Source organism: Archangium sp. (genome assembly GCF_057119385.1).
The window spans coordinates 1-12,173 of the sequence record NZ_DBNGVP010000195.1 but is presented as its reverse complement, the minus strand read 5'-3'; the positions used below and the strand labels follow the sequence as shown (position 1 = coordinate 12,173).

The following is a 12,173-nucleotide window of genomic DNA, read 5'->3' as shown; positions in this document are numbered from 1 at the left end:
TCGTCACAATAGCTGGAAGCGCAGGGCTGCACTGGGTCCGGCTCCGAGGGTTTGCTCTGTGCATGGGCCGCGGAGAGCAGGCTGACTGTCAGGAGCATCAATGCGTATCGGTTCATCTGCTTGCCTTCATTTCAGGTTGAACATTCATGCGCTTCGCAAGTCTCAAGACCCCGTTGCCGCGCTGTTCACCGGTGGGATACTCAGTTCATGGAGCAGGCTCTCGAGCGACTTGCCCCAGGAAATCTCGTTTTGCAAGTGACTCCGCAGCGACGTACCCGTGGGAATGACGCACTGCGGTCCCGCAGAATGAAAACGATCTCGCCGGCCCACTTGCGTGCCATTCCGTCACCCTCCTCGTGCATCTGAACCACGTGGTGGCTGGCATCTTGTGGAGCTAGGCTGTTGATGAGCTCCGCGAGCCCGCTTCGATTGCTCAGCAGCACTGGCACACCTGCGGAAATAGCCTCCAAGCCCACCAGACCGAAGCCCTCGCTCCTTGAGGGCATCAGCACCAGTGACGACTGCTGCATGTCCGAGAGGATATGCTCCGCGTTGGCGGAGTACGGCTTTACCCGCAGGTCGAATGCAGTGCTCCCTGAGGCGCCATACAAGTCCTTGCGGAGTTGCTCTCCCGTTCTGGCAGGGGCTCCGCGCACCAGCAGTATCAGCTTCTCGTTGACGAACTGTGTCGACTTCGAAGCCAGTGCCACGGCACGTGTGGCAATGTCCAAGCCCTTGAGTGTCGCGTCCTCTGCTCGGCCGGGCAGCAGGATCTGGACGTCACGCGGGGGGCCGTCGAGCGGCTCGACCGCACTGAGGCCAGGGACGAACGCATGGACCTTACGGCTCCGTGGGTGCAAGAGCCTCTCGTATTCACGCTGCAGGCGGGGGCCCACGGCCACGAGCAGTTGGGCGGCTCCCGCCAGTTCGAGTTCGAACTGCTCCCGGGCGTCCGCTGTTTCCGCCGCATCCTTCGAGACGTCTTGCTCCGTGAACCATTCGATTCGACCCGGAGCGGCGTGCAGGAAATGGATGCGCTGGCTGTTGGGGAAGTGGTCAGCAACGAGGCTCAACGCCGCATGTCCGGTGATCCGGCCATGGCCGATGATGAAGTCTGGCTTGGTCCCCGCGGGTAACGGCGGGCGTCTGAGGAGCCGCTCCCGCTCGCTCCCGGGCCCGGGGGCCACGACAAGCTTCACCCCCTCTCGCTGGCTGTCTTCCTTCTCCGTCTGGCTGGCTGACGGGACGTAGCAGTAGACCTCATCGGCAAGGGACGCTCCCCATCGGGAAGCGGGCGGCCTAGAAATCCAGGCCGAGTGTGGTGCTGAAAGCCAGCACGGCGGGTACGGCGCGATCCCTGTACTTCTCGCCCGTCTGGGCGTTGGCCACCTCGATGAAGCCCTGGTTGCTGAGGGACACCTCAGCGCCGAGCTGCAGTGCGCCGCCGATGAAGCGCACGCCCCCGTAGAGGCGGCTGTTGACGTTCTCCATCAGCTTGACCTCCCGGTACACGCCGGTGTTGTCCAGGCCCGCGTAGGGGTTGGCCGGAGGGGTCGTGCTGTCACGCGTCCGGGTCTGATCGAAATCGAGCGTGTCCGTGCTGGCCGCCACGCCCGTCAGGTCGAGGCCGCCGTACGGGGTGAGCGTCACCATGCCCCCGAGCGGGAACTGCTTGCCCACGCCGAAGTCGAGGCCGGCCGCCGTCAGATCGAAGTCCTTGTTGCCCATCAGCCGCGTCACGTGCGCGCGCACGGCGATGTCCGGTAGCCAGGTGAAGCCCTCGTTGACGGCCCACTTCAGCTCGCCGGTGGCGGTGAACATGTCGCTGCGGTCGATCCACCCCACGCGGGCGCCCAGCTCGAAGGAGAAGGGCAGGCCCTTGCGCACATGCACCGAGGGCAGCAGCAGCGGATTGGTCGGCGTGCCCTCCGTGGGCATCGTCACCTGGCCATCCTCATTGCCCGGAGTGGGCAGGCCGATGACGCTCAGCTCCGCGTTGAGCGAGAAGCCCGCGTGCCCCAGCGTCTCCGGCGGCATCAGGTTCGCCGACGTCATCACCGCGGCGAAGGTGCGTGCGAAGGCACGGAATCTTCCGTTGACCTCCGCGACGGTTACCGGGTCCGTGCCCGGATTGCCGAGATTCGTAATCTTGATGTCATTGCGGTCCGCGTACGCGGCGGAGCCGCACACCAGAACCGCGAGGGCCATCCCACGGCTGAACGTCCGCATCCTCAGTACCGCCTCCCAGGCGCGCGTCCGGCGGCGGCGCCAATCGGAGGGACGCTAGCGTGCGTTCGAGGAAAGCGTCAATAAAACGGGCGGCTTCCGAGGGGGCCAGGTGCCCCGACGAAAGCCGCCCGGAATGCGGACGATCAGCCCGTCTACCCGTTACGGCTTGCCCGGCTTGGTGGCCGTGGCCGGAGTCACCACCTTCTGGGCCACCTCGGCCGGACGGCGGCGGATGACCAGGGTGCGGCGGCTGGCGAAGTCGGTGCTCTCGCGGGCCACCACCAGCACGCTGTTGTTGCCCTCCTTCAGGGAGAACTCGGTGCTGAACTTCAGCTTCTGCGGCTCGCCCGCCTTGGCCTTGGTGTCCACGCCCTGGAAGTAGACCTTCTGGTCGTTCACCAGCACGTACATGTCCAGCAGGCCCTGGGCGTCGTCCACCTCACCGGAGAGGGTGTACTTGTCGCCGTTGGCCACCAGGCCCCCCTGGGCCAGGTCCACGTCGAGCTTGATCTCCGGCGGCGAGCGGCGCGCCACGTACGCCATTCCCTGGGGCGCCATCGTCTTGCCACGCGTCTCCCGGGCCTCCTCGGCGCTCACGAAGGCGAAGCGATCCTTGTCCAGCTCCACCCGGTAGAAGCCCTTGGTGGCCGCGTCCGTGTTGAGCACCGCCGTGCGCGACAGCCGCGCCAGCACCGGGGCACCCTGCTCCGGCGACGCCAGCAGCTGCGCCTTCTCCGACACCTTCAGCTGGCCCTTCTTCGGCTCCATCTTCGCCACCGGCGCGTCCGTCACGGGCAGCTCCAGCTTCTCCATGGCGAACTCCTCCAGCGGCTCGTCCACGATGGCCAGGCGCAGCGGGAAGGTCTTCCCGTCGTAGCCCTTCTTCACCTCCAGCTGGAAGCGCGCCGTCTTCGTCTCGCCCGGGGCCAGCTCGCCAATCTTGAAGCGGCCCTTCTCGATGAAGATGTCCGGATCCCCCAGGTTCTTGATCTGCGCGAACGAGTCGAGCGCCTTGCCCTTGCCCGTGTTCGTCACGTCCATCACCAGGGTGATGTCCTCGCCGCGCTGGGCGGTGCCGTCGCCGTTGCACGTCTCGCAGTTGTCGATGACCTGCCAGTTGAAGGCGAAGGCGGGACGCGGCAGCTCGGAGAAGTTGAGCTCGCTCACCAGCGTGGTGGGCAGGGCTCCGTGATCGTCGTGGAACTTCACCGTCACCTCGTCCCGGCGGGACGTCAGGTCCTTGGGCAGCTTCACCTTCACCTTCCAGGTCTTCTTCTCACCCGGGGCCAGGCTGCCGATGAGGAACTCGCGGCGATCCAGGTAGTAGTTGTCGCTCTCCGTCCAGGCGCGCACGCGCTTGAGCGGCTCGGTGCCCTTGTTCTCGGCGGTGAGCGCCAGCTCGAACGTCTCGCCCGCGGCGATGCGCTGGTCCGCGGAGGGGGTGAAGGTGGCCGCGAGCTTCACGTCCTTGGGCGTGGCGCCCGCGCTCCAGTCCACGTTGAGCGCCTGGATGGCGGCGTCGATGCGCTGCTGCTGCTCCTCGCGCTTCTTCTCCACGAAGCCCTTGCCCTTCTGCAGCATCTGGCGCCGGTCCGCGAAGGGCACCTGCAGGACGTAGTCGCGGGCGAACTGCACCTCGAAGTCCTCCTTCACCTCGTCCTGGCTCTCGGCGTCCATCTGGTCGTCGAGCTCCTCGCCGGTGCTCACCGCGTCGATGTCCAGCAGCGGGTGCCCCTTGGCGTCCTTGGCGGCCACCTCGGGATTCTTGGCGGCCTCCTCCTGCTTCTTGGCGATGGCCTGCTGCTGCTTCTCGTCCAGCTTGAGGTAGCGCACCGACTCCTGCGGCTTCTCGCGGCCCAGCACGTCCTCGCGCTTCTTGGCCACCGAGTCCGAGTTCGGGTTGCCGAAGTGCTGATCCAGGTCCGCCTCGCCAATCGTCTTGCGCGGGGCGAACACCAGCACGCGCTCGTCCGTGACGGCCGAGGGCACCAGCTCGATGTCCGGGACGATGCCCACCTCCTGGATGGAGACGTCACCGGGGGTGAGGTACTTGGCGATGGTCAGCTTCAGCGCGCTGTCGTCCGGGAAGTCATAGAGCACCTGCACGCTGCCCTTGCCGAACGTCTGGCGGCCGATGATGACGGCGCGGTTGAGGTTCTTGAGCGCGCCCGCGACGATCTCCGACGCCGAGGCGCTGCCCGCGTTCACCAGCACGGCCACGGGGAAGGTGTCCTCGCCCTCGTCCGGACGGGCGCGCTTCTCCTCGCGCAGCTTGTCGGACAGGCCCACCGTCGAGACGATGGTGCCGCTGGACAGGAACGTGTCGGACACCTGGATGGCCTGCTCCAGCAGACCGCCCGGGTTGCCGCGCATGTCCAGCACCACACCCTTCAGGCCACCCTTGGCCTCGGTCTGCCGGCGCATCTCGCTGAGCGCCGACTGCAGGTCCCGCGTGGTGTTGCCCTGGAAGTTCTTCAGGCGGACATAGCCCACGTTGCCGGCCAGCAGCTTGTGCTGGACGCTCTCGATGGAAATCATCGCGCGGCTGAGCGTCATGGGGCGCGGCTTGTCCCAGCCCTTGCGCTCCACGGTGATGGCCACGCGGCTGTCCACCGGGCCCCGCAGCTTGGACACGGCCTCGTTGAGGTCCATGTTGACCGTGGACTCCTCGCCAATCTTCTTGATCTGGTCATCCTTCTGGATGCCCGCGCGCGCCGCCGGCGTCTTGGGCAGCACCTTCACCACGGTGAGGTTGCCCTCGCGCATCTGGATGACGAAGCCCAGGCCGCCGAACTCGCCCTTGGTGGAGAGCTTCATCTCCCGGTACACCTCGGGGCGCAGCAGCACCGAGTGGGGGTCCAGGGTGGAGAGCATCCCGTTGACGGCCGCGTACTCGATGTCGCGGGTGTCCTCCATGGGACGCATGTTCTTGCTCACGAAGTCGAAGACGTCCTTGAGCGTGAAGGACATCTTCCAGAGCGAGTCCACGTGGCTGATGTCGAACTCGCGCGTCTTGCCGTTGACGTTGACGTTGAGCTTGCCGGACTCGGCGTTGCCGTCCACGAGCACGTCCGGGACGCTCTTCTCCACGTACTCCAGCGCGGAGATCATCATCTCCTTGGGCTTCACGCGCTTGGGGTCGACGTAGTTGTCCTTCACATAGAGGATGACCTTGGTGAAGACGCGAAGGGAGGAGAGGTCGTGGGTGGGGCCTCCCTTCTCACCGGCGATGCGGGTGGAGTCCGAGCTTCCCTGGCCGGCCTCCGCGACGCCGAGTGTCAGAGGCAAGGGCGCCCGGTCGTTGCCCACGAGGGCCCAGGCGCCAAGGAGAACGGCGACGGCGGTGATCCGGCGAAAGAGTCGCGGCATGGTTCATCCAGGGTGGGGCCCATGGGCCCCGGGGGTGATGCGTGAAAAGCCCAGCAAATCCGAGCGGTTGGCGTGAAGAACGAGTGCCGGGAGCAACCGGGCAAGCCTAATCATGGCTTCTTGGTGCTTCAAGCCGACGCCTTCCCGCAGCGTTCGATAACGCCACCAGGGCCCGCCGCGTTCCCGGCGCCGGGCCACCAGACGAGACAACCGGCCCCATGGATTATTTCCCGGCGGGCCCGGACGAGGGGGGAGGAGGCACGCTGCCCACGGCGAGCAGCCCCCGGTACAGCAGGGTGCCGCCCACGACGGCCACCGGGAGGAAGAGGCTGTTGAGGATCGGCACCCAGAGCAGGACGTAGACGCCCGCCCCGAAGCCCAGGCAGAGCAGCCAGCGCTGGCGCAGCACCCGGCGGACCTCGGAGAAGGGGTACTGGTGGCGCGTCATGGGCGCGGCGAGGTGCTCTCCCGCCAGCCAGAACGCCGTCCACAGGGTGGCCAGCACCGTCCACGCCGTGTTGCCCGCCACCGGCACCAGGTTGAGCGGGAAGATCACCGCCAGTCCCAGCACCAGCAGGGAGACGCGCGCCAGGGTGTGCCCCAGGCTGGTGGCCAGCCCCTGGAGGAAGGAGCCGAGCCGGAAGGGGGGCGAGGTGTAGCCGCCGCACTGGGCCTCGGTGAGCTCGGACAGGGGATCCTGCAAGGGGGCCAGCACCACCGGCACCAGGATGTTGGCCCCCACCACCAGCAGCACGAGGAACATCAACACCAGGACGAGGTACCAGAAGACCTGGCCGTACCAGGGCCCGGGGCGGGTCCACAGCCACCCCAGCAGGTCCGGGGTGTAGCGCCAGAGCAGGGCGAAGAGGGCGCCCAGGGCCACCAGGGTGACGACGGCGCACAGGGCCGACAGGCGCTTGAGCGCCGGGGTGCGGAAGATGAGGCTCCCGGCCCGGAACAGGAGGCCGAGCCCCTGGAACACGTCCGCCGGACCGGCCCGGGCGGAGAAGGTGGGCACCGGTGAGGGGTGGGTCATTGCCGTCACGATGCGCAAATGACGGCGGTGGGGTCAACGATCGTTATATAGGGCCGCCATGTCTCTCGATCTCCAGCGTGCTGTCTCCGAGCCCATCACCTCCGTCGACATGCTGTTGGCGGGCTTCCGTTCCGCGGAGAAGCCCCCGTCGCAGCACCTGCTGGGACTCGAGCACGAGAAATTCGTCTATCCCGTCCAGTCCGCCCGGCCCGTGCCGTACGAGGGGCCCTCGGGCATCGGGGCGCTGCTGGAGCGGCTGGCCCCCAACGGCTACACTCCCTTCCGCGAGACGCCGAGCTCCCCGGCCATCGCCCTGCAGAAGGGGATGCTCACCATCTCCCTGGAGCCCGGCGGGCAGCTGGAGCTGTCCGGCTCGCCCCTGCGCACCGCCCGCGAGGCCCACGCGGAGAACCTCGCCCACCTGGCCGAGGTGAAGACCGCCGCCGGGGCGCTCGGCCTGCGGCTGGTGGCCCTGGGCTACCGGCCGTTCGCCACCCCGGCCGACATGCCGTGGATGCCCAAGACGCGCTACCTCGCCATGCGGCAGTCCCTGCCCGAGCGCGGCCGTCTGGCCCTCAACATGATGTTGATGACCTCCACCGGTCAGGTCTCCCTCGACTGGTCGAGCGAGGCGGACTGTGTGCGCAAGACGGTGCTGACGGCCCGCCTGGCCCCGTTGATGGTGGCCCTCTACGCCAACAGCCCCATCGTGGACGGCAAGCCCTCGGGCTACCTGTCCTTCCGCAACCGCGTCTGGGACGAGGTGGACCCCACCCGCTGCGGCTACCTGCGCTCCTTCTTCGACGGCTCCTTCTCCTACCGCGCCTACGTGGACTGGGCCCTGGATGCGCCCATCCTCTTCCTGCGCCGGCGCGGGGAGTACCTCCGCCCGAAGATGTCCTTCCGCCAGTTCATGAAGGACGGCTTGGAGGGCTCGCCCGCCGACATGTCCGACTGGACGGACCACCTCTCCACGCTCTTCCCCGAGGTGCGGCTGAAGAAGGTGATGGAGGTGCGCGGCGCGGACTGCGTGTCGGCGCCGATGACGGGGGCGCTCGCGGCGCTGTGGCGCGGGCTGCTCTACGGCCCGGGCGCCATGGACGAGGCCGAGAAGCTGCTGCCCCAGCTCTCCTACGACGAGCACCTGGCCTTCCACGACACCGCGCGCCGGCAGGGTCTGGCCGGGCGGCTGCGCAACCAGGAGATCCACCGGTTGGCGGGGGAGATGGTGGCCATCGCCCGCCGGGGCCTGGAGCGCCTGGACCGTGAGGACGCGCCCCTGCTCGAGCCGCTCACCGAGGTGGCCGCCTCGGGCCGCTCGCCCGGTCAGGCCGTGCTGGAGGCGTGGGAGAAGGATCCCCGCCCCGAGGCGCTGCTCGACCGCGCCGCTCTCTAGGACGGGCCTCCGGGGGCCGTCGCCGCGGGTGGCCCCAGGCGGAGTGGATCCCAGACGTACTCCTCGGTGGGGGTGAGCTTCATGTTCGTCAGGCCATGGCGCCTGACGAGCTCGGCGAAGCGCTCGGAGACGAGGATGCTGCCCGGCAGGCCCCGGGGACGGAACACGTCCTCGCCGGACCAGGTGCCCGGCTCCAGGGTGTAGCCGTGGATGGAGTCCACTCCTGTGGAACGGCACTCCGGGCATGTCACGGGCTCGACGCGGCGGATGTGGCTGTGCGCCTCATCCACGGCGGCGCGGCTGTAACAGGGTTTGACGGCGAAGTAGCGGGGCACGGCACCGGGCTTGGGGCCCTTGCGCTTCCTGATCACCCGCGACACTTCGGCGGGATGGAAGCCGAGCAGCCCGGTCAATCCTTCCTGCCGGAAGGCGTCGGCGAAGCGCTCGGAGATGAGGAAACTGTTGCCACCGCCAGGTCCCCGGACGAAGTCGCCGAGCCCCTGTCCATATAGTTCCAATCTGACGCGGTGCGGGGGCAACCAATCCAGCATGCCGATGGGATCGCCACACCGGGGGCATCGGGCGCCATCCCCGATGTTGTCCGGCTCGAGCACCCAGAACTGGGTGTCATGCGTTCCCCACGTGTCCTCCTCGAGCTCGAAGAAGCGCTGGGACAGGGGCATGTCAGAGACCCTCGGGGAATTCATCGGGAAACCTCCTCCGCATCTCCGGACGACTGTAGATCTCGCGGAGGAACTTCCAGAATTGCCTCGGGTTTGCCTTTTCGTGGCGAGCGAGCCACCGGATGACCTCTTGATCCACATCGCGGTGCCATTGCTGATAACCGCAGTGTGACTCCTGGTCCTTCGCCCGGAGTTTGAATCGCGCATCCCGAGGCTCATACAGTCCGCGAAGGGTGAGATGTTTCTCCAGCGCCCTGGCGATGGGCCGGGAGATGACGTGGTGCTCCTGACCCGTGCATTTGGGTGGCTCGCCCGACTCCGCGCCTTCGGAGGCTTCGTCCGCCTCGGCGCCCTCGTGCTCCGAGGCCTCCTCCTTGAGCGTCACCTCCGCGGTGGCCTCCTGGAGCACCCTCGCGCCCCTGAGGGCTTCGGCGATCTGTGATGGAGTGGCCCCACACCGCTCCGCCGCGCTTTGTGGCCATCGTCGGATGCAGCAGTCCGTCGTGTTCAGGCAGGTGACCTGGGCCAGGAGCGTGGGCGTACTCGCGACGCTCGAACCGCTCGCGAGCACCACCCACAACCAGAGTCCCAGGACGCTTCTCGAGAGGCGCATTCCTCCAGCATAGGGGGAGGGTCCTGTTCACCGGATCGTCACTCTGGTAAATTCTCGACAAATACCGCTCTGCTGGATAATTCGCGTCTGGCTTGAATAGCGGGTTTGGGGTATTGGCGGCTCGGGTTCGGGACACCGGGGTGGCCGGGGGTGTCCATCCGAGAGGCCAGAGCGATGACGGTACGCACCAGAATCCTGCTGTTCGCGGCGGTGGCGGTGGGGCTCGTCGCCGTGGTGGGCGGGTCGCTGTACTCGCTCGCCACCCGGGGGCGGAGGAGCACGGAGCAGGTCTTCGCCATGCAGGAGCAGAACACCCTGTACGGCAAGCTGACCGGAGACGCCGTGTGGGTGCCGCACGCGTTGCTCGAGGCGCGCGGCAAGGGGCAGGAGCCAGGCGCGGTGCTCGCGGCGGAGCGGCGGCGCGCCACGGCGGACTTCGGGCACCTCCGGGAACTGGCCGAGATCGACAGGTCGCCCGAGGACGTTCCCGGCGTGATCGCCCTGATCGACGCGGCTCAGCGCGCGCACCTGGACTGGATGGAGCGCCTGGTGGCACGCGTGCGTCAGGCCGGGACGGGTGGAGAGGACCGGGTGCTGCACGAGTCGATCGACTCCTTCCGCTCGGACGTGATGCCGCACCTGGACAAGGCCTGGGTGATGAACCGCGAGCGCCTGGCCAGGCACAAGCGGGATCGGCTCGAGGTCCTCCGGGCCAACCAGGTGCTCGGCGCCGTCGTGCCGCTCGTGGCCCTGGGCCTGGTGCTCTCGCTGGCGGCCACCGTGCTCTTCACCCTGCGGCGCTCGTCGCGGGAGCTGCTGCGGGGCGCGGCGCGCATCGGCCGGGGCGACTTCACCACCGAGCTGCCGGTGAAGGGCGCGGACGAGTACGCCATGCTGGCGCGGGCCTTCAACCGGATGATGGAGGAGCTGCGCGACACCGTGCGCGAGAAGGAGCGGCTGGCCAAGGCCGAGGCCGAGTCCTCGGAGCGGGAGATGCGCCGCTACAACACCCTGCTGGAGGAGACGGTGCGCCAGCGCACCACCCAGCTGGAGGAGGCCAACGCGCAGCTGCTCTTCGCGGACCGGCTGGTGACGGTGGGCCAGCTGGCGGCGGGCGTGGGCCATGAGATCAACAACCCGCTCGCCTTCATCCTCGGCAACCTGAGCTACGCGCGCGAGGAGTTGGAGCGGATGCAGGGCGCGCCCTCGCCGCTGGAGCGCGAGGAGCTGCTGGCGGCGCTCGCCGAGGCGCACGAGGGCGCCGAGCGGGTGAAGCTGCTGGTGCAGGACTTGAAGATGCTCGCGCGCGCGGACGACGCGGTGAGCGGCCCGGTGGACCTGGAGTCGGTGCTGCGCAGCGCGTCGAAGATGGCGGCGCACGAGGTCCGCCAGCGGGCGCGGGTGGTGATGCAGACGGAGGGAGCGCCCCGGGCCCATGGCAACGCGGCCCGCCTGTGCCAGGTGTTCCTCAACCTGATCATCAACGCGGCGCACGCGATTCCCGCGGGGCAGGTGGAGCAGAACGAGATCCGCCTGGTGGCCCGGCAGGCCCTGGACTCGCGCGTGCTCGTGGAGGTGAGCGACACCGGCTGCGGCATTCCCGCCGAGAACCTGGAGCGCATCTTCCGGCCGTTCTTCACCACCAAGCCCGCGGGCGTGGGCAGCGGGCTGGGGCTCTCGGTGTGCCAGCGCATCATCACCATGCACGGCGGCGACATCGCCGTGGAGAGCCAGCCGGGCCGGGGCACCACCTTCCGCATCTGCCTGCCGGTGCATCCCGCCGAAGAGGCTCCCGCGGTGGCCGGAGCGATGGCCGCCTGAGCCCTCTCGGCATCGGGCAGCACGAAGCCCCGCCGCGCCCGGTGGAGGCACGGCGGGGCCCGGCTTCATGAGACTCGGTGCCGCGAGGACTAGAAGCGGCCGCCCACCGTCAGGGCGAAGTTGAGCAGGTTGCCGTCCGGGTTGTCGTCGGCCGGGTTCAACGTCACGCTGGCGGTGTCCGCGAACTCGTCACCCACGAGGATGCGGTACGAGGCGCGAGCGCCCGCGAAGACGTTGTCGGTGAACCGGTAGTCCAGGCCCGCGGCGAGCGGCACCTCGGCGAGGATGTCGTTCTCGTAGATGGCGTCCGCGCCGTCCGTGGCGTTGAGGTAGCTCACGCCCACGCCCGCGCCCACGTAGGGCCGCAGCTTCTGCTGCAGCACGAGCGGACCGGCCTTGGCCAGCACGCCCAGGTTGTAGCGGTACATGGCCTGATTGTCCCCGACGCGGTCATCGTCGATGGGGAGCCGCTGCCCCTCGACCCCCGCCTCGACGCCGAGGAGCTGCCAGGGCTGCGCACCCGCCGTGATGCCGATCAGCGGGCCCGGGGCCGTGCGCGCGCCGAGATCACCGGTGAGACCACCCACGCCCAGACGCACGTCGAGGCCCACCTTCGTCTGGTCCGGGTTGAAGTTGAGCCGCTCCCCGACATCCGAGGCTTCGACAGCCGCGAGGGCCGAGCCAGCGGTGCAGAGGGTAACCATCGCGATACCACCCATCCACGAACGAATCTTCATCTCGTCCTCCCATCAAGCACTTCGGATGTCTGCTGGCGGGAATCTGGCCATTCGTCCGGAATGAGAAGCACTGGACGCCGAAACAGGAGGGACGGCCGTGCACGCTCCCAGCAGGGGATGCGGCGCTCGTCTGGTCTCCTGGTGTCCCAGGAGGCATGGGCCCCGCTAGCCCGGATTATTCACCGGGACAGAGGAGAAGGAGGGCGGTTGCGGGCGTAACGCCCTGATTTAGCTTGGGTTTGCTCAAGACTCAGGCCGCCTCAGAAACGCACGCCCGCATGACACAGCG

At 68.1% G+C, this 12,173-nt stretch carries 9 protein-coding genes; 2 read left to right on the top strand and 7 right to left on the bottom strand.

The genetic code is table 11. The annotated features are described in order from the left end of the window. Window positions 1-200: 200 nt before the first annotated feature. The 4 genes from AC16DP_RS45435 to AC16DP_RS45420 all read right to left on the bottom strand — a co-directional run bounded on the left by AC16DP_RS45435 (window position 201) and on the right by AC16DP_RS45420 (window position 6,634). Window positions 201-1,307, bottom strand: a complete 1,107-nt coding sequence (locus tag AC16DP_RS45435) for a glycosyltransferase family 4 protein (RefSeq protein WP_483957080.1) — start codon at window positions 1,305-1,307, stop codon at window positions 201-203. Further along, a complete protein-coding gene (locus AC16DP_RS45430; RefSeq protein WP_329726747.1) occupies window positions 1,300-2,208 on the bottom strand; it encodes a hypothetical protein in 909 nt (302 codons plus the stop codon). The genes AC16DP_RS45435 and AC16DP_RS45430 overlap by 8 nt, the downstream gene beginning before the upstream one ends. A 180-nt stretch (window positions 2,209-2,388) precedes the next feature. Then, window positions 2,389-5,598 carry an MXAN_5808 family serine peptidase gene (locus AC16DP_RS45425; protein ID WP_329726748.1) on the bottom strand — a complete coding sequence of 1,070 codons (3,210 nt, stop codon included), beginning with the start codon at window positions 5,596-5,598 and terminating at the stop codon, window positions 2,389-2,391. A 223-nt stretch (window positions 5,599-5,821) separates the two neighbouring features. Beyond that, entirely contained in the window at window positions 5,822-6,634 is an 813-nt protein-coding gene (locus AC16DP_RS45420) for an EI24 domain-containing protein (RefSeq protein WP_329726749.1), read from the bottom strand. A 58-nt stretch (window positions 6,635-6,692) separates the two neighbouring features. On the opposite strand from AC16DP_RS45420, the gene AC16DP_RS45415 reads away from it, so the two are divergent. Further along, complete coding sequence (locus AC16DP_RS45415; protein ID WP_329726750.1) at window positions 6,693-8,030, top strand: glutamate--cysteine ligase; 1,338 nt, start codon at window positions 6,693-6,695, stop codon at window positions 8,028-8,030. On the opposite strand, the gene AC16DP_RS45410 is transcribed toward AC16DP_RS45415, so the two are convergent. Together AC16DP_RS45410 and AC16DP_RS45405 are read right to left on the bottom strand one after the other, a co-directional pair. Next, window positions 8,027-8,737: an imm11 family protein gene (locus tag AC16DP_RS45410; RefSeq protein ID WP_329726751.1), complete on the bottom strand. Its 711-nt coding sequence runs from the start codon at window positions 8,735-8,737 to the stop codon at window positions 8,027-8,029. The genes AC16DP_RS45415 and AC16DP_RS45410 overlap by 4 nt on opposite strands. Then, window positions 8,715-9,326 (bottom strand): Wall-associated protein precursor, encoded by a 612-nt coding sequence (locus AC16DP_RS45405; protein ID WP_329726752.1) that lies wholly within the window; start codon window positions 9,324-9,326, stop codon window positions 8,715-8,717. The genes AC16DP_RS45410 and AC16DP_RS45405 overlap by 23 nt, the downstream gene beginning before the upstream one ends. 174 nt (window positions 9,327-9,500) lie before the next feature. Between AC16DP_RS45405 and AC16DP_RS45400 the strand changes: the two genes are divergently transcribed. Further along, window positions 9,501-11,147 carry a sensor histidine kinase gene (locus AC16DP_RS45400; protein WP_329726753.1) on the top strand — a complete coding sequence of 549 codons (1,647 nt, stop codon included), beginning with the start codon at window positions 9,501-9,503 and terminating at the stop codon, window positions 11,145-11,147. Between the two features lie 89 nt (window positions 11,148-11,236). Here the strand turns inward: AC16DP_RS45400 and AC16DP_RS45395 are convergent, their stop codons facing one another. Continuing rightward, window positions 11,237-11,884 (bottom strand): outer membrane protein, encoded by a 648-nt coding sequence (locus tag AC16DP_RS45395; RefSeq protein ID WP_329726754.1) that lies wholly within the window; start codon window positions 11,882-11,884, stop codon window positions 11,237-11,239. Window positions 11,885-12,173 lie beyond the last annotated feature (289 nt).

What these genes read in the sequence shown, in the direction of transcription:
- AC16DP_RS45430 (WP_329726747.1), bottom strand. Translation starts at nt 2,208, where the DNA reads ATGGCCCTCGCGGTTCTGGTGTGCGGCTCCGCCGCGTACGCGGACCGC.
- AC16DP_RS45425 (WP_329726748.1), bottom strand. Translation starts at nt 5,598, where the DNA reads ATGCCGCGACTCTTTCGCCGGATCACCGCCGTCGCCGTTCTCCTTGGC.
- AC16DP_RS45420 (WP_329726749.1), bottom strand. Translation starts at nt 6,634, where the DNA reads ATGACCCACCCCTCACCGGTGCCCACCTTCTCCGCCCGGGCCGGTCCG.
- AC16DP_RS45415 (WP_329726750.1), top strand. Translation starts at nt 6,693, where the DNA reads ATGTCTCTCGATCTCCAGCGTGCTGTCTCCGAGCCCATCACCTCCGTC.
- AC16DP_RS45410 (WP_329726751.1), bottom strand. Translation starts at nt 8,737, where the DNA reads ATGAATTCCCCGAGGGTCTCTGACATGCCCCTGTCCCAGCGCTTCTTC.
- AC16DP_RS45405 (WP_329726752.1), bottom strand. Translation starts at nt 9,326, where the DNA reads ATGCGCCTCTCGAGAAGCGTCCTGGGACTCTGGTTGTGGGTGGTGCTC.
- AC16DP_RS45400 (WP_329726753.1), top strand. Translation starts at nt 9,501, where the DNA reads ATGACGGTACGCACCAGAATCCTGCTGTTCGCGGCGGTGGCGGTGGGG.
- AC16DP_RS45395 (WP_329726754.1), bottom strand. Translation starts at nt 11,884, where the DNA reads ATGAAGATTCGTTCGTGGATGGGTGGTATCGCGATGGTTACCCTCTGC.